11 protein-coding genes and 1 pseudogene are annotated in these 17,391 nt (G+C 72.8%); 4 read left to right on the top strand and 8 right to left on the bottom strand.

The genetic code is table 11. The features are described 5' to 3' along the window. Window positions 1-9 precede the first annotated feature (9 nt). Genes ACZ4SV_RS09725 through ACZ4SV_RS09760 form a run of 8 tightly spaced genes read right to left on the bottom strand, consistent with a single transcriptional unit; the run spans window position 10 to window position 9,595 of the window. A complete protein-coding gene (locus ACZ4SV_RS09725; RefSeq protein ID WP_468002933.1) occupies window positions 10-960 on the bottom strand; it encodes a carbohydrate kinase family protein in 951 nt (316 codons plus the stop codon). After that, window positions 957-2,063 (bottom strand): sugar phosphate nucleotidyltransferase, encoded by a 1,107-nt coding sequence (locus ACZ4SV_RS09730; RefSeq protein ID WP_365874430.1) that lies wholly within the window; start codon window positions 2,061-2,063, stop codon window positions 957-959. The genes ACZ4SV_RS09725 and ACZ4SV_RS09730 overlap by 4 nt, the downstream gene beginning before the upstream one ends. Then, window positions 2,056-4,149, bottom strand: coding sequence for a glycogen/starch synthase (locus ACZ4SV_RS09735; protein ID WP_468002935.1), 2,094 nt, complete (start codon window positions 4,147-4,149; stop codon window positions 2,056-2,058). Before ACZ4SV_RS09735 ends, ACZ4SV_RS09730 begins: the two co-directional genes overlap by 8 nt. Then, on the bottom strand, window positions 4,146-5,609 hold the full coding sequence (locus ACZ4SV_RS09740) for a hypothetical protein (RefSeq protein WP_468002937.1): 1,464 nt from the start codon (window positions 5,607-5,609) through the stop codon (window positions 4,146-4,148). Before ACZ4SV_RS09740 ends, ACZ4SV_RS09735 begins: the two co-directional genes overlap by 4 nt. After that, window positions 5,606-6,406 carry an ABC transporter permease gene (locus ACZ4SV_RS09745; RefSeq protein ID WP_397937299.1) on the bottom strand — a complete coding sequence of 267 codons (801 nt, stop codon included), beginning with the start codon at window positions 6,404-6,406 and terminating at the stop codon, window positions 5,606-5,608. The genes ACZ4SV_RS09740 and ACZ4SV_RS09745 overlap by 4 nt, the downstream gene beginning before the upstream one ends. Then, window positions 6,403-7,263 carry an ABC transporter permease gene (locus tag ACZ4SV_RS09750; RefSeq protein ID WP_468002940.1) on the bottom strand — a complete coding sequence of 287 codons (861 nt, stop codon included), beginning with the start codon at window positions 7,261-7,263 and terminating at the stop codon, window positions 6,403-6,405. The genes ACZ4SV_RS09745 and ACZ4SV_RS09750 overlap by 4 nt, the downstream gene beginning before the upstream one ends. Next, the gene (locus tag ACZ4SV_RS09755; protein ID WP_468002942.1) at window positions 7,260-8,306 is read right to left on the bottom strand and encodes an ABC transporter ATP-binding protein; all 1,047 of its coding nucleotides are present in this window, start codon (window positions 8,304-8,306) and stop codon (window positions 7,260-7,262) included. The genes ACZ4SV_RS09750 and ACZ4SV_RS09755 overlap by 4 nt, the downstream gene beginning before the upstream one ends. After that, window positions 8,303-9,595, bottom strand: coding sequence for an aspartate aminotransferase family protein (locus ACZ4SV_RS09760; RefSeq protein ID WP_468002944.1), 1,293 nt, complete (start codon window positions 9,593-9,595; stop codon window positions 8,303-8,305). The genes ACZ4SV_RS09755 and ACZ4SV_RS09760 overlap by 4 nt, the downstream gene beginning before the upstream one ends. Window positions 9,596-9,841: 246 nt before the next feature. On the opposite strand from ACZ4SV_RS09760, the gene ACZ4SV_RS09765 reads away from it, so the two are divergent. The 4 genes and pseudogenes from ACZ4SV_RS09765 to ACZ4SV_RS09780 all read left to right on the top strand — a co-directional run. Continuing rightward, on the top strand, window positions 9,842-10,909 hold the full coding sequence (locus tag ACZ4SV_RS09765; RefSeq protein WP_468002946.1) for a glucose-1-phosphate thymidylyltransferase: 1,068 nt from the start codon (window positions 9,842-9,844) through the stop codon (window positions 10,907-10,909). Then, entirely contained in the window at window positions 10,906-11,883 is a 978-nt protein-coding gene (gene rfbB / locus ACZ4SV_RS09770) for a dTDP-glucose 4,6-dehydratase (RefSeq protein WP_468002948.1), read from the top strand. Before ACZ4SV_RS09765 ends, rfbB begins: the two co-directional genes overlap by 4 nt. 411 nt (window positions 11,884-12,294) lie before the next feature. Further along, window positions 12,295-14,007 carry a carbohydrate-binding module family 20 domain-containing protein gene (locus ACZ4SV_RS09775; protein WP_468002950.1) on the top strand — a complete coding sequence of 571 codons (1,713 nt, stop codon included), beginning with the start codon at window positions 12,295-12,297 and terminating at the stop codon, window positions 14,005-14,007. 156 nt (window positions 14,008-14,163) lie between these two features. Then, window positions 14,164-17,253 (top strand): annotated as a pseudogene (locus tag ACZ4SV_RS09780) (alpha-amylase family glycosyl hydrolase); the annotation flags it as partial. Between the last annotated feature and the right edge of the window lie 138 nt (window positions 17,254-17,391).

Here is a 17,391-nt window from a genome sequence, read left to right on the forward strand (position 1 = left end):
GTCCGCCCCTCACCGGCTCGCCGCGGCGCGCGCACTCGCCGCGCGCAGCTCCGGCAGATCGATGAACTCGGTGTGGGTGCCCGCGCTCGCGCACGCGAACGCCCCGGCCACCGAGCCGGCCAGCACGCACTCCTCCGGCGCGCGTCCCTCCAGGTAGGAGTGGAGGAAGGCGGTGACGAACGCGTCACCGGCGCCGTTGGTGTCCACCACCGGCCGCTCGGGGCGTACGGCGGGGAAGTGGCGGATCTCGTCCCGGCCCCGCTCCAGCAGGTAGCAGCCGTCCGCGCCGTCCGTGGCCACCACGAAACGGGCCCGGCCCTCGTCGACGACGGAGCGCAGCACGGTGGGCAGGCGGTCGTGGATCGCCGCCGCGCTGAGGAAGACGTAGTCGGAGGCGAGGGCGTAGGTGCGGTGGTGCGGGTTGCGGCCGTCCCAGTCGTGCAGGTCGGTGGAGCTGGTCACGCCGAGGCGGTGGATGTCCTCGTACATGTCCTGGTTGTGACCGATGATCGACAGGTGGACGTGGGCCGACCGCTCCAGGAAGGGCAGGTAGAAGTCCCGGGGCAGCCTGAGGTCGGCGGGGTGCCGGCCGTCGTAGAAGGAGAACCGGCGGCCCTGCGGGTCCACCAGGTTCGCCGAGCGCGGGGTGCCGTGCGGCGAGACCAGATGGCTGAAGTCGAGGCCCTGGCGGGCGTAGTGCTCCAGCACCATCCGGCCCTGCGGGTCGTCACCGAGGAAGTCGATGAACTTGGTCCGCAGGCCGAGCGCGTGCCAGCCGAGCGCCACGCCGTTGCCGGTGTGCCCGACGTAGTCCCGCAAGGGCTCCACGAAGACCGAGTCGCCGGGCGGCACGCGCAGTTCGTCCACGCGCACGATGGTGTCCACCCCGACCCCGCCGACCACCAGGACGTCGTAGTCGCTCGGACGCCGGGCACCGCTGTGGTGTTCGGGCAGGGTCATGCGCTCACTCCTTCGGCAACGTGCTGAATGTGTCCGTCCTCCAGGACGACCGCCCCGTCGATGTCGGCGCCCGGCGGTATCACCGCGCCGGGCAGCACCACGCTGCGCCGCACCCGGGCCCCGGCGCCGACCCGGACCCCGGGGAAGAGCACGCTGTCCGTGACGAGCCCGGCGTTGACGAGGTCCGACGGGACCACGGACGCCCGCACCCCGGGGGCCTCGGCGACCCAGCTCCGGCCGGTGCCGGGCCGCAGCGTCCACGGCATCCGCCCGACCGGCAGCGGCGCCCGCGGCCCGGCGGCGAGCGCCAGGTGCGCGCGGTGGTAGCGCTCGACGGTGCCGATGTCCTCCCAGTGCCCGCGCACCTCGTGGCCGCGGATGTGCTCTCCGGCCGCCAGCATCGCCGGGATCACGTCCCGGCTGATGTCGTGCTGCCAGTCGGTGCCGTCCAGGTCGGTCAGGTAGCGGCGCAGCACCCCGGCGTCGAAGACGCAGAACGCCGCGAAGACCAGGTCGGAGGTCGGGTGCGCGGGCTTCTCCACGAACTCCGCGAGCCGGCCGCCGCCGTCGAAGCGGACCATGCCGAACAGGTGCACCCAGCGCGGGTCGATGCGCTGGTAGGCGACGGTCAGCGCGGCGCCCGACGCCCGGTGCGCCGCCACCAGCGGGCCGTAGTCGTAGCGGTAGACGTGGTCGGCGTGCAGGACGAGGACGTCCTCGACGCCCTCGGTGAACACGTACTCGGCCTTGCGGATCAGGGCGTCGGCGGTGCCGCGCTCCGGCGGCCAGGTGCGCTCCGGCAGCTCCCCGGGCAGCTCCCGGCCGCGGTAGGCCACGTCGTACGGCCCGAAGTGCACACGGAAGTCCGGCCCGGTGTTCCACACCCGGTGCAGGTCGTCCATCAGCAGCCGCTCCTCGTACTGGGAGAGCAGCAGCACCTCCGGCAGACCCGAGGCGCGGGCGTTGGCGAGGCTGAAGTCGATGAGCCGGCAGGTGCCGCCGTAGGGGACCAGCGGTTTGAGCCGCCCGGTGCCGAGCGGGCCCATCCGGCGCCCCTCGCCGCCCGCGAGCAGCACCGCGCGTACGGTGCGCAGATCAGCCATGACGCACCTCGTCCCAGGTCACACGGCCGGAGGACAGGGTGAGCAGCAGCAGGCCGCCGGCCTCGGGCGCCGGGCCCGTGAAGACTCCCGGCCCGGTGCGTTCCAGGGTGCGTACGGCGGGCAGGGCTCTGGCCGAGCCCGGCCGTGCCTCGACGGCCTCCACCCGTTCGGCGTGCGGGAGGCGGTACTCCAGACGGCCGTCGGCCAGGACCCGGCAGCGGGTGCGCAGCCGGTCGGTCTCCGCGGCGGGCACCGCCTCGGGCAGCCGGGCGAGGACCCGCTCGCAGGCGGCGAAGTCGGCCCGCTCCCACGCGGCGCGGAACATGCGCAGCGCCGCGTCCGCGTCGAGCGGGGCGCTGCGCTCGTAGGCGGCGATGTCCCCGTGCGCGACGGCCGCCGCCGTGGTGACCTGCTCGTCGGGAAGCAGGTCGAACCAGCCGTGGCGCAGGGCGAGTTCGGGGGAGAGGACGGCGGGCCGGCCCTCCCACAGCGGGGTGAACGCCGCCAGGTGCAGGTCGGCGCAGTGGTCCCAGGTGAAGGTCCGGGCGACGGCCGCGGCGCGCTCGGACAGCTCGCGGTAGCGGCCCGGGTCGTTCGTCCACAGGGCCGCCGCCTGCCGGATGCGGTCCGCGAGCGCCGCGGTGAGCAGCTCGTCGTCCTCGGCGAAGGAGCGGTTCACGGCGAAGCCGGTCGTCGTCTCCGGGCCGTCGGCGTGCCGGAAGTGCTCCATGCCGCGCTGGTCGGTGGCGATCGGCACGGCGCCCACGGCCATGGCCTCGCCCTGGGCGATCAGGAAGGTGTCCATCTCGAACTTGGAGGGGAACAGGGCGAAGTCGGACGCGGCCGCGAAGGAGAACACCCGGGCCTCCTCCACCCGCTCCCACTCGAAGTGCAGCCGGCCCGGGTGGCGGGCGGCGACCTCGTGGAAGAACGGGTCGTCGACGCCGTCGGCGGAGATGCAGCGGATGACGAAGTTGGCCGCCAGGCCCTCGCCCAGCACCCGGTCCACGGCCCGCATCAGCTCCACCTGGCCCTTGTGGTGGACGGCGTAGCGGGCGTTGTGGAAGAACGTCGGCAGCGCCGGGTCGAGACCGAGGCCGCCGAGCACCTCCGCCCGGTCCACCCCGGCCGGGTCCCAGGCCAGCCACTGGTCGGAGATGGCACAGCCGCCGACGAACATCTTGTGGGCGTTGCGGCGCACCACGTCCGCGATCGGCAGGTGCCGGAACAACGGCTCGAACGGCGTGTCGGCGAAGCCGGCGTAGAAGTCGAGCTGGCCCGGCGACAGGAAGTCGATCAGGTCGGCGTGCTCGGCGGTCAGTTCGTAGAGGGCGACGTGGTCCGGCGGGTAGGTGTAGTGCAGGTGGGTGAGCTGCTGGTACTGGACGACCGCCTCGGGCACGCCGTGCGCGGGATCGGCGCCCGGCAGCTTGACGTCCACGTCGAGCAGCTCGAACAGCCCCTCCACCTCGGGCGCGTACACCTTCTTGGCGATCGGCATGTTGCTCTGCACGTTGCTGACGACCAGCTTCGTCGGGTCGTCGCGCAGGGCGGCCGGCAGCAGGTAGTGGTAGTACGGCTCGTGGGCGTGGACGACGGCCTTCTCGTCGCCGAACCAGCCGCGCAGGAACCGCACGCTGTCCGCCTGGAACACCAGCGGCTTGAGGAACACCAGGTCCCGGCCCTTGGCCGAGTACGGCGGGTAGAAGGTGTCGGGCAGCCGGTTCAGGTACTCGTTGGAGAGGAAGTACAGGTCCACACCGGCCAGGCGGATGCGGTGGGCGGTGGTGCGCAGCTCCAGCTCCACCTGCGCCGGGAACTCCCGCCAGACGCGGGGGTCCAGGGCCACCGGCAGCGTGTAGGCGTCCTCGTAGGGCAGGTCCTCCACCTCGTAGCGCCGGCGCAGGTCGTCGAGCCTGCCGTGCGCGGGGGTGACGATGGAGACCCGGTGGCCGCGTGCGGCGAAGGCCTTCGACAGGTTCCACAGGTACACGGACGTGCCGCCCTGAAGGAAGGTGTGGTCGAATCCGCAGCACTCGAAATACGTCTCGATGATGTGCATCCGGGGCGCGTTCACGACGGTCATGTCCTCGCGTGGGTGGAAGGGGCGGGGGAGGCCAGCGCGAGCGCGTGGCGCAGGTCGATCGCGGCGTGGTAGGGCCGGGCGTGGTCGTGGTTGTAGCCCAGCTCGTGCAGGAGCCGGCGCAGATACAGCAGCCGCCGCAGCGGGCTGTCGGGGGTGGGACCGAGGAGCAGGTCCAGGACCTGCCGGCGCCAGGTGTCGGCGGTGCGGAAGACGCCCTCCAGCACGGCCCGGCGGGCGGGGGACAGGGCGGGAGCGCCGTCCAGGGAGCCGTTCATGGTCTCGGCCGAGTCGATGCCGAGGCGCCGGGCGCTCTCGAAGGCCGCCTCGTCGGCCGCGAAGTACTCCAGCGCGCGCTGCACGGCCACCAGGTCCTGGAGGGGCGACTGCGCGGCGTACCCGGGGTCGTCCGGGGAGAGGGCGGGCGTGGACAGGTCGATCACGCGCATCCGCCAGGTGCCGTCGGCCTCCTCGGCGCACAGCAGGTGGGACAGGTGCAGGTCGCCGTGGCAGGGACCGGCGCCGGGGACCGTCTCCTGGTCGCCGAACTCGGCGTTCAGCGAGGCGAGTTCGGCGTCCAGGGCGTGGAAGGCCGCGCTCCGGGCGGCGGGCGGGAGAGCGATGTCGGCCCGGGCCAGCCCGGCCAGTCGCGCCGAGGCCCGCCGCAGGGCGTCGGCCACGGGGTAACCGGCGGCGGGGCCGCCCAGGCGTGCCGCCAGGTCCCGGTGGAAGGCGGGCAGGAAACGTCCGGCGGCGCGCAGCCCGTCGTGGAGCGGGCGCAGATGGGCGCGGACGAGCGGGTCCGGCGCGGTGCCGTCGGTGAGCCGCGGCCACAGCGAGCGCAGGTTCTCGCGCAGCGGCACGTCGATCCCGTGCCCCGGCGCGCGGCGGTAGAGGACACCCAGCGGATGCCGGGTCCCGGAGCCGGGAGCCGTGTACGTGTAGTCCCCGGCCCACTCGGAGGTGTGCCCGGTGCCGCTCATGAGCCGCAGCAGCTCCGGCTCACGGATCGTCCCGTCCAGGCGCCGGTAGGTCTTGTGCAGGTACGCGGAGCCGCCGATCTCGACCAGGGACAGGGCGTTGGAGGACCACCCCTGGTCGAACGGCAGCCACCGCGGCTCACCGGCCGGCGCCGAGGGCGACCGGCGGAAGTCCACGTGTCCGCCGCGCGCCGTGGGCAGCCGGGCGCCGGTGAGCACCCGGCGCACGGCCGCGAGACCGGAGGACCCGTCGCCGCGGGCCGTGCCCAGGCCGCCGGTGGCATCCGTGTGCACGGGGACGAAGAACCGCTCGCCGGAGGCGGGGCCGCCGACGGCCGCCACGATCAGCAGGAGTTCGTCCGGTCCGGGCCCGGCGTGGTCGACCACCTCGTAGCGGTGGGCGGCGCGCAGGTCGTGCGGCATCCACGGCGCGGTGCGCAGCAGGGGTTCGAGCTGTTCGTCGCGGATCACGGGCGTGATCAACTCCCGGTCATTTCGTAGGCGTTGATACCGCGTCGCCACACGGTCAGGGCGACGGCGAGGGCGCCCGCCGTCACCACCGGCAGCCAGACCACCCGCCCGGTGGCACCGGTGAGCAGGTAGACGCACGGCACGTACGAGGTGAAGGCGAAGGGCAGCACCCAGGTGAGGAGGGCGCGCAGCGAGGGGTGGTAGATGTCCAGCGGATAGGCGGCGAACTCGGACACCTGCCCGGCCGCGTACATCGACGGCAGGCTGGTGACGGTCCAGAACGACAGCGAGGCGAACAACAGCTTCACCGAGGTGTGGATCAGCGCGCCGCACAGCACCAGCAAGGGGGCGACGGCCCACTGCACCGGGGTGAGGTCGAGCCCGATCGCGCTGCCGGACCAGCCCACCAGAGCGGCGCCGACCGCCAGTTCGCCGAGCCCGTCGGGGTGGAAGAACCGCTCCGACAGCAGGGAGAACAGCGGGTTCACCGGGCGGATCAGATAGCGGTAGAACTCACCGCGCTGGACCAGCTTGCGGCCCAGCTCCCAGAGCTGGTCGGTGAACAGGTGGTCCAGGCCGCGCGGCAGCAGCGAGAAGCCCAGCAGGAACAGCACCTCGTGGTAGCTCCAGCCGCCCACCGCGGGCACCTGGCGGAAGACCAGCCCCACCACCGCCGTCTGCAGGCCCACCCGCACCAGGAAGGCGCCCGCCCCGAGGGCGAAGTCCATGCGGTACGCGCTCAGCCGGTGCAGCCCGACCCCGCCGAGGAAGAAGGCCAGCCGCACATGGCGCCACACCGTGCCGGTCATCCGCCGAGCACCTCCAGCCGGCTGAGCGAGGCCCGCCACAGGACGGCGCTCAGCAGCGTGAGGCCGGCCGCCCAGCCGAGCTGCCGGGCGAGTACGTCGGCCGCGCCGGCCACTCCGTCGTAGCGGCCGAGCAGCAGGGTGAGCGGGCCGTCGACCATGCCCCGGAAGGGCAGCGCGGCGGCCAGCGCGGCGAGCGGTCCCGGCATCAGCGCGAGGGGGACCAACTGCCCGGCGAAGAAGGCGACCACGCTCTGCTTCACCATGCGCACCCCCCAGGTGTTCGTGGTCACGAAACCCGTCATCCCGGTCAGCAGGTTCACCAGGAAGGCGAGCAGGACGGACAGCGCGGTGGACACCAGGAACAGCACCACGTCCCCGGGCCGCGGCACGGACAGCGGCACGATCAGGGCGAACAGGGCGAGCACGGGAACGCCGACCAGGACGGCGTTGGCCGCGACCACCGGCAGGCAGGCGAAGAACCGCATCACCGGGTAGCTGACGGGCCGCACCAGCATCACGGCCACGTCGCCGCGGTAGACGTCGGCCGCGACCTCGTCGTCCACCCGGTTGGCGTGCAGGACTTGCAGCACCTGCGCCATCAGCAGATAGGTGGTGATGCCCTCGGTGGTGAAGCCGCCCGGTCCGCCGCCGGGCGGGGAGCCCGCGTACACGGCCCGCCACAGGAAGACGGTGACCGCCGCGCCGGCCGCGGCCGTGATGCCGGTGGTCACGAACGTCGAGCGGTACTGGAGCAGGGACTGCAGTCCACCGGTGGCGAAGGGCAGGTAGCGCCGGACGCGCGCGGCCGGCGGCACGGGTCCGGGAACCGCCAGCGGCCGGGCGGGGGAGGCGCTCATACCGCACCCTCCCGGCGCGCGCCCGGAGCGTCCGCCGTGGCCGGCGCGCGGTGCTCGCCGGCGTAGATCCGCCGCAGGACGTCCTCCAGGTCGGGTTCGGGCGCGTAGCAGTCCGCCAGGTCGAAGTGGTCGAGCAGGAAGGCGAGCACCTGGCGGGAGGTGAACGCCTCCGCCGGGTAGTCGACCCGGATCCGGCCGTCCTCGGTGGCGGACGCGCTCACCCCGGGAAGCCCCCGCTCGATGTCCGCGCAGGCCTGCCCGGGTCCGGGGCCGCCGCGGTGGTCGAACAGGACGCAGCGCCGGCCGGCGGTGTGCAGCAGGTCGCGCAGGCTGCCCTGGTGCACCACCCGGCCCCGGTCGACGACCAGGGCGCTGTCGCAGATCGCGGCGATGTCCGCGATGTCGTGGCTGGTGAGGACGACGGTCGTGCCCAGCTCCCGGTGGACGTGGTTGACCAGGTGCCGCACCGCGTCCTTGAGCACCATGTCGAGGCCGATGGTGGGCTCGTCCCAGAAGACGACCTGCGGATCGTGCAGCAGGCTCGCCGCTATCTCCGCCCGCATCCGCTGGCCCAGGCTGAGCTGGCGCACGGGCGTGGTGCCGAGGGCGTCGATGTCGAGCAGCTCCCGGTACAGGGCGAGGTTGCGGCGGTACACCGGGTCGGGGATGTCGTAGATACGCCGCAGGATGCGGAACGAGTCCGGCACGGACAGGTCCCACCACAACTGGCTGCGCTGGCCGAAGACGACCCCGATGCCGCGGGCGTTGGCCTGCCGGTGCCGGTAGGGCTCGATGCCGCGCACCACGCAGCGCCCGCTGGTGGGCGTCATGATGCCGGTCAGCATCTTGATCGTGGTGGACTTGCCGGCCCCGTTGGCGCCGATGTACGCCGTCTTCGAGCCGGCCGGGATCGTGAAGGACACGCCGTCGACCGCGCGCACGATCCGGTGCCGCCGGGTGAACAGGGTGGACAGACTGCCCGCCAGGCCCGGCTTGCGCTCGGCGAGCCGGAACTCCTTGACGAGGTTCTCGGCGACGATCACGACAGCACCCGCTCCAGAGCCTCTTCGAGCAGCCCGACGCCCTCCTCCAGGAGGGGCTCGTCGATATTGAACGGCGGTGCCAGGCGCAGGATGTGCCCGCCGAGGGCCACGCGCAGCCCCAGGTCGAGGGCGGTGGTGTACACGGCCCGGGCCAGGTGCGGCGCCGGGGTGCGGCTGTGCCGGTCCGTGACGAACTCCAGCCCGTACAGCAGCCCCAGGCCGCGCACCTCGCCGAGGTTCTCGAAGCGGTCACCCAGCGCGGTCAGCCGCTCGTGCAGCACGTCCCCGAGGACGCGCACGCGCTCCAGCAGCCGGTCGCGCTCGATGACTTCCAGGGTGGCGCGGGCGGCCGCGATGCCGAGTGGGTTGCCCGCGTACGTCGACGCGTAGGCGCCCGCCCCGGAGGCCGCCGGATGGTGCAGCAGGTCCGCCCGTCCCGCCAGGACGGCGAAGGGGAACCCGCTGGCCAGGCCCTTGGACAGGGCGGCCAGGTCCGGTTCCACGCCGAACTGTTCGCTCGCCAGGAACGTCCCCGTCCGGCCACCGCCGGTGAGCACCTCGTCGGCGACGAGCAGCACCCCGTTGGCCTGGCAGGCGTCGGCGATCTGCTCCCAGTAGCCCGGGGGCGGGACGATGACCCCGGCGGCGCCGAGGACCGGCTCGAAGACCAGCGCCGAGACGTTCGGCTTGTCGGCGATGTGCTTGCGCACCAGCGAGGCGCACCGCACCCCGCAGGACGGGTAGGTGAGTTCCAGCGGGCAGCGGTAGCAGTAGGGCGCGTAGCCGAGGACGGAGTTGCCGGCGAAGGCCTGGTGGCCGATGTCCCAGTGCACGAGCATCCGCGCACCCATCGTCTTGCCGTGGAACCCGCCGCGCAGCGCGCCGATCCGGTTGCGGCCCGGTGCGGCGGTCGCCTGCACCACGCGCAGCGCGGCCTCGACGACCTCCGCGCCGGTGGAGAACAGGGCGTAGGTGTCGAGCTGTTCGGGCAGCAGCCGGGCCAGCAGCTCCAGCAGGCCGGCCCGGTCGGGCGTCGCCGAGTCGTGCACGTTCCACAGCCGCCGGGCCTGCGCGGTGAGGGCCTCGACGACTTCGGGATGGCCGTGTCCGAGGGACTGCGTCAGGGTGCCCGCGGCGAAGTCCAGGTACTGGTTGCCGTCGAGATCGGTGAGGACCGGCCCCCGCCCCTCGGCGAACACCCGGCGTCCCACGGCCGCCTCCTCGGAGGCGCCCGGTGCCAGATGTCCGGCCTCGCGCTCCAGCCGTTCCCGCTGGTGCCGTCCTGTCACTGCTGCTCCCCACCTCTGGTGCGAACTGCTGTGCGGGGCACCGCCTTTGAGCGGTGCCGGGAGTGAGTCAAACACCGAAGCGCAGCTCCTTGCAAGAGATTGCTGAAAGTTTCAGTTGTCTCTTGCGTGGGGTCGGTGTCCTCTGCTTGAGTCAGGACCAGCTCCACCGGTGACACCGCGACTTCCGTTCGAGGAGAGATCCGTGAGACCACAGACCCAGCCCCCTCCGCGACTCCGGTGGCCGACGTGAAGGCCCTGGTCCTGGCCGGCGGCACGGGCAGCAGACTGCGGCCCTTCACCCACACCCGCGCCAAGCAGCTCCTCCCCATCGCCAACCAGCCGGTGGTGCACTACGCCCTGCGGGCGATCGCCGACGCCGGCATCGAGGACGTGGGAGTGGTGGTCGGCGGCCACGCCGACGACATCCGCCGCGCGGTGGGGGACGGCTCCGCCTTCGGCCTGCGCGTCACCTATCTGCACCAGCCCGAACCGCTCGGTCTCGCGCACGCGGTGCTGATCGCCCGGGACTTCCTCCAGGACGACGACTTCCTGCTGTACCTCGGCGACAACTACCTCGAAGGCGGTGTCACCGAGTTCGTCCGGCGCTCCCGGGCGGGCCGGGACGCCGCCCGGCTGCTGCTCACCGCGGTCCCCGACCCCACCGCCTTCGGCGTCGCGGAGGTCGACGGCGACGGACTGGTGCGGCGGCTGGAGGAGAAACCGGAACAGCCGCGCAGCGACCTCGCCATGATCGGGGTCTACGCCTTCACCCCCGCGGTGCACGAGGCGGTGCGCGCGATCGCCCCCTCCGGCCGCGGCGAACTGGAACTCACCCACGCGGTCCAGTGGCTGATCGACCGCGGCCTCGGCGTGCGCGCGGAGACCACCACCATGCCGTGGCGCGACACCGGCAGCGTGGAGGACCTGCTGGAGGCCAACCGGCACGTCCTGGACCGGCTGGAGGGACGCGTCGACGGCAAGGTCGACGCGCACAGCGTCCTGGTGGGCCGGGTCAGCATCGCCGAGGGCGCCGTGGTCAAGGGCTCGCGGATCGTCGGGCCGGCGGTGATCGGACCCGGGGCCGTCATCAGCAACTCCAGCGTCGGGCCGTACACCGCCATCGGCGAGGACTGCCGGATCGAGGACAGCGCGATCTCCTTCTCGGTCCTCCTGCGGGGCGCGCGCGTGGAGGGCGCTCCCTGTATCGAACAGTCGCTCATCGGCCGGGAAGCGGTCGTGGCGGCGGCGCCCCGGCCTCCGCAAGCCCACCGTCTCGTCCTCGGCGACCACAGCAAGGTGCTGCTCACGTCATGACTTCCCGCATCCTCGTCACCGGCGGAGCCGGTTTCATCGGGTCCGCCTACGTCCGGGCGCTGCTCGGCCCGTCCGGGCCGCCCGGCGTCACGGTCACCGTGCTGGACAAGCTGACCTACGCGGGCAGCCTGGCCCGCCTCGACGCGGTGCGCGGCCATCCCGGCCTGGCCTTCGTGCAGGGCGACGTCTGCGACACCGCGACCGTGCGGCGGCTGGCCGCCGGCCACGACGAGATCGTCCACTTCGCGGCCGAGTCGCACGTGGACCGCTCCATCGAGGACGGCTCCGGCTTCACCCGGACCAACGTGGTGGGCACGCAGACGCTGCTGGACGCGGCGCTGCGGCACGGTGTGCGGACCTTCGTCCAGATCTCCACCGACGAGGTCTACGGCTCGATACCCGAGGGCGCCGCGCGGGAGGAGGACCTGCTGCGGCCCAGTTCGCCGTACGCCGCGTCCAAGGCGGCCGCGGACCTCGTCGCGCTCGCCCACCATCACACCCACGGCCTGGACGTCCGGGTGACCCGCTGCTCCAACAACTTCGGCCCCTTCCAGCATCCGGAGAAGGCGATCCCGCGTTTCGTGGCCACGCTCCTGACCGGCGGGAGCGTGCCGCTGTACGGCGACGGCCGGCAGGTGCGCGACTGGCTGCACGTGGACGACCACGTCCGGGCGGTGGAGCTGGTGCGCACGGCGGGGCGGCCGGGCCAGACGTACAACATCGGCGGCGGCACCTCGCTGACCAACCTGGAGCTGGCGCGGCAGCTGCTCGACCGGTGCGGTGCCGGCCCCGGCCGCATCACGCACGTCGCGGACCGCAAGGGCCACGACCGCCGGTACGCGGTGGACCACGGCAAGATCACCGCGGAGCTGGGCTACCGGCCGCGGACCGACTTCGCCTCGGCGCTGGCCGCGACGGTGGACTGGTACCGGACCCACCGGTCGTGGTGGGAGCCACTGCTCGTGGCGGTCTGAACGGGGGCGGGCAGCGGCCGGGACGTCCGTGCCGGTCCGCCGGGGAGTGTGCCATCCGACGCCCCTTCCGCCCCGTCGGGGCGCGAGGTCCGGTCCGCGGTGGTCAGGGGCTCCGGCCCGGACGGCCGGGCGCGTCGGGGGCACGGGTGGTGCACCCCGCGGCCGGGGGCCGGAGTCCGACGAAGGTAACACCGCTGAAACTCTTGCGAAAGGGATTACGCACACGGGCTTCAACAATTGCCTGATCAACTGGTCATTCGTCCCCAGGGGTTGACCTGCGGTAAGCGGCGCCGTACGGTCTCGATCGCAATTTCTTGCAGCAAGAACCAACGAACGGCCTTCCCCTGGCACGGCGCGTTGTCAACCGAGGCTGTCCTCCGGTATCACCCCACTCCCCAAACTGGAGACACCATGGCCAAGAAGCCCGTGGCCGCTGCACTCGCCCTTCTGGCGGGAGCCGCTGTGGCCGTCACGGCACCGACGCCGGCGCAGGCCAGTGCGCCCGGCGGCAAGGACGTCACCGCGGTGATGTTCGAGTGGAACTTCGCGTCCGTCGCGAAGGCGTGCACGGACGAACTGGGCCCGGACGGGTACGGATACGTCCAGGTCTCCCCGCCCAACGAGCACATCCAGGGCACCTCCTGGTGGACCGCCTACCAGCCGGTCAGCTACAAGATCGGCACCAAGCTGGGCGGCCGGGCCGACTTCAAGAGCATGGTGGACACCTGTCACGCCGCGGGCGTCAAGGTGGTCGCCGACACGGTCATCAACCACATGGCCAACGCCTCCGGCACCGGCACCGCCGGGTCGTCGTTCAGCAAGTACGACTACCCCGGCACCTACTCGTCCGCCGACATGGACGACTGCAAGACCAGCATCAGCGACTACGGCAACCGCTGGGACGTGCAGCACTGCGAGATGGGAGGACTCCCGGACCTCGACACCGGCGAGGAGTACGTCCGCAAGACCATCGCCGGCTACCTGAACGACCTGCTCTCCCTCGGCGTCGACGGCTTCCGTATCGACGGGGCCAAGCACATCGCCGAGGAGGACCTCACCAACATCAAGTCCCGGCTCACCAACCCCGGCGTCTACTGGAAGCAGGAGACCATCGGGGCCCCCGGCGAGGCCGTGCAGCCGCCGGAGTTCTACAACACCGGCGACGTCCAGGAGTTCCGCTACGCCTACGACCTCAAGCGGGTCTTCAGGAACGAGAAGCTGGCGGAGCTGAAGAACTTCGGCGAGGCCTGGGGCTACGTCTCCAGCGGCAAGGCGTCCGTCTTCGTCACCAACCACGACACCGAACGCAACGGCAACACCCTCACCTACAAGGACGGTGCCGACTACACCCTCGCGCACGTCTTCATGCTGGCCTGGCCCTACGGCTCGCCCGACGTCCACTCCGGCTACGAGTTCAGCGACACGTCCGCCGGCGGCCCGAACAACGGCCAGGTGAACGCCTGTTACAGCGACGGGTGGAAGTGCCAGCACGCCTGGCGCGAGATAGCGAGCATGGTCAAGTTCCGCAACACGGCCGCCGGCAGCGCGGTGACCGACTGGTGGGACAACGGCAACAACCAGATCGCCTTCGGGCGCGGCGCCAAGGCGTACGTCGCCATCAACCACGAAGGCACCGCCCTGACCCGCACCTTCCAGACCTCCCTGCCCGCCGGCGGCTACTGCGACGTGCAGAGCGGCAAGGGCGTCACGGTCGACTCCTCGGGTCGGTTCACCGCCACCCTCGCGGCCAACTCGGCCCTGGCCCTGCACGTCGGCGCCAAGACCTGCGGCGGCGGCTCGGACAGCGACCCCGGCAACGGCGGCGACACCGCCACCGGAGCGTCGTTCCACGTCAACGCCACCACCCAGCCGGGCCAGAACATCTACGTCGTCGGCAACAACTCCGCCCTCGGCAACTGGAACCCGGCCGGCGCCCTGAAGCTGGACCCCGCGGCCTACCCGGTCTGGAAGCTGGACGTCCCGCTGCCCGCGGGCACGTCGTTCGAGTACAAGTACCTCCGCAAGGACGGCAGCGGCAACGTCACCTGGGAGAGCGGCGCCAACCGCACCGCCACGGTCGGCTCCGCCGGCCTGGTCGCGCTGAACGACACCTGGCGCAGCTGACCGCCGTACCCGACGGCGACGGCGCCCGCCCACGGCACACCGTGACCGCCCCGGCGGACCGTCCGGCCCCTTCCCCGGTGCCGGGCGGCCCGCGGCCCCGCCCGCCCGGCGGGGCCCCGTCCTTGCCCGTCACCCAGCTCTCAAGGAGAGGCTCCCGTGGCCGGCAGATCCCGACACTACGCAACCACCCTGGCCGTCGCCCTGCTGACGGCGGCCCTGCCCCCGCTGACGCCCCGGGCGTCGGCCGTGCCGGGGCCGCCCCCGCCGCCGTCGGACGCCCGGCTCGCCGGGCAACCCGACCGCCCGGCCGCGAGCCGGGAGCAGTTCTACCTGCTGCTGCCCGACCGCTTCGCCGACGGCTCGGCCGCCAACGACCGGGGCGGCCTGACCGGCGACCGCACCAGCACCGGGTACGACCCCACCGACAAGGACTTCTTCCAGGGCGGCGACCTCCGGGGCGTCATCGACCACCTCGACTACATCAAGGGCCTCGGCACCACGGCCATCTGGCTCGCCCCCGTGTTCCGGAACAAACCCGTGACGGTCCGCGACGGCAGGGCCACCGCGAACTACCACGGCTACGCCATCACCGACTTCACCCGCGTCGACCCCCACTTCGGCACCGACGCCGACCTGTCGGAACTGATCGGCAAGGCGCACGCCAAGGGGATGAAGGTCTTCTTCGACGTCATCACCAACCACACCGCGGACACCGTCGACTACGCCGAGGCGCGCTACGGCTACCGCGGCAAGGGCGCCTACCCCTACCTCGACACCGAGGGCCGCCCGTTCGACGACAGCGCCGGCATGCGCCCCGTGGACGCGGACGGCGCCCCCTACACCCCGCGCGTCTCCGCCGACCCACGGGACCGCAAGGTGCCCGAGTGGCTCAACGACCCGGCCATGTACCACAACCGGGGCAACTCCACCTTCGCCGGGGAGAGCGCCCTGGACGGCGACTTCATGGGCATGGACGACCTGTGGACCGAGCGGCCCGAGGTCGTGCACGGCATGGAGGAGATCTACGAGAAGTGGGTCGACGACTTCGGCGTGGACGGTTTCCGCGTCGACACCGCCAAGAACGTCGACATGCCCTTCTGGACCCAGTGGGCCACCGCGCTCGACCGGTACGCGGCCCGCCACGGGCACCGGGACTTCTTCCTCTTCGCCGAGGCGTTCTCGGCCGACGCGGCCGTCACCGCCCCCTACGTCACCCAGGGCCGGCTCGACTCGACCCTCGACTTCCCCTTCCAGGCCGCCGCCCGCAACTTCGCCTCCCGCGGCGGGCCCGCCGACGACCTCGCCCACGTCTTCGCCCAGGACTACCGCTACAGCACCGACAAGACCAACGCCTACAGCGAGGTCACCTTCCTCGGCAGCCACGACATGGGCCGCATCGGCACCTTCCTCGCCCAGGACAACCCGGGCGCGGACGACGCCGAACTGCTGCGCCGCGACCGCCTGGCCCACGAGCTGATGTTCCTCTCGCGCGGCAACCCGGTGGTCTACTCGGGCGACGAGCAGGGGTTCACCGGCGCCGGCGGCGACGTCGACGCCCGCCAGACCCTGTTCGCCTCCCACGTCCCCGACTACCTGGACGACGACGAGATCGGCACCGCCCGGACGGCGGCCTCCGACGCCTACGACACCGCCCACCCTCTCTACCGGGCGATCGCGCACCTGTCCGCGCTGACCCGGCACCACCCCGCGCTGCGCGACGGCGTACAGACCGAACGCCTCTCGCAGGGCTCCGTGTACGCCTTCTCCCGCACCGACGTCCGACGGGGCCGGGACTACCTGGTCGCCTTCAACAACGCCACCGCGGACCGGACGGTCACCGTGCCCACCGGCTCACCGCGCACGGGCTTCAGGGCGCTGTACGGCACCACGGGCCACACCCGGAGCGATGGCACCGGCGCGCTCACCCTCACCGTCCCGGCCCTGTCCGCGGTCGTGTACGAGGCGGCCCGCCCGCCCGCCGCGCCGGCGGCCGCGCCCTCCCTCACCCTCCGCCCGCCGGCCGCGGGCGCCCACGGGACCGTGGAGATCTCCGCCGACGTCAGCGGCGGCGGACCCGAACGGGTCGTCTTCGCCGCACAGGCGGGCGACGGCCCCTGGACGCCCCTCGGCACCGCGGACCACGCCCCCTACCGGGTCACCCAGACCATCACCGGGGACATCCCGGCCGGCACGCCCCTGCGGTACAAGGCGGTCGCCGTCGACAGCGCCGGCCGGACCGCGGGCGACCTCGCCGCCACCGTCGCCGGCCACGCGCCGGCGGCCGGGAAACCGACCGCGGCACGCCACCGGGCCGTCGTCCACTACCGGCGCCCCGACGGCGACTACGACGGCCTGCGGCTGCGTACGGCGGACGGCGGCACCGCCGAGTTCACCGGCCGGGACGCCTACGGAGCCTTCGCGTGGTTCACCCCGCCCCCGGGCAGCACCGACGTGCCCTTCACCGTCGAGAAGGACGGCACCCCCGACGGCCCCGCACGCACCCTCGACTTCGCCGCCGCGCCCGAGGTGTGGACGGAACAGCACAGCGCCACCGTGACGCGGACCCGACCGGCGGCCGACTACCCCGCGCAGGACCCGGCGAAGGCGGTCATCCACTACCACCGCCCCGACGGCGACTACGACGGCTGGGGACTGCACGCCTGGACCGGAGCGGCGAATCCGCCGGAGTGGAACGACCCGGTGCGCCCGGTGCGCCGGGACTCCTTCGGTCTCGTCTTCGAAGTCCCGCTGACCGGCCACACCGACTCGCTCAGCTACCTCCTGCACAAGAAGGAGGACAAGGACGTCCCCACCGACGAGACCCTTGACTTCTCCCTCTACGGGCACGAAGTGTGGCGCGTGGCCGGCGATCCCGCCTACCTCGCCCCGTCCCTCGGCGGCGCGTTCGGCCTGGACCTGGGGACCTCGGCCGCGACCTGGCTCGACGACACCACCGTCGTCTGGCCGGGCACCGGGACCGGAGTCGCCAGCCAGCAGCTCGTGTACGCGCCGGACGGCGGCATCACCCTCCGGGACGGGGCCTTGTCCGACGAGGGCCGCTGGCTGCGCCTGAACCCCTCCGAGCTGACCGGGGACCAGCGGGCCGCCCATCCGGAGTTCGCACACCACCAGGTCTTCACCGTCGACCCGCGCGACCGCGGCCGGATCGCCGAGGCCCGGACGAGCCGCCAGGTGATCGCCACCCAGCGCGGGGCGGACGGGGCCCTGCTCGGCGCCACCGCCGTGCACCCCGTCCAGCCCTGAACCGCACCCGCACCGACCGAAAGGAACGAGCCGCACCGTGACCCCTTCACCCACCGGCAGAGGCAACCCCGGCGGACGACCGGCCCGCCTCCCGCGCCGCGGCCGCCCGGCCGCCGCGCC

This window comes from Streptomyces sp. NPDC027672, assembly GCF_055566335.1.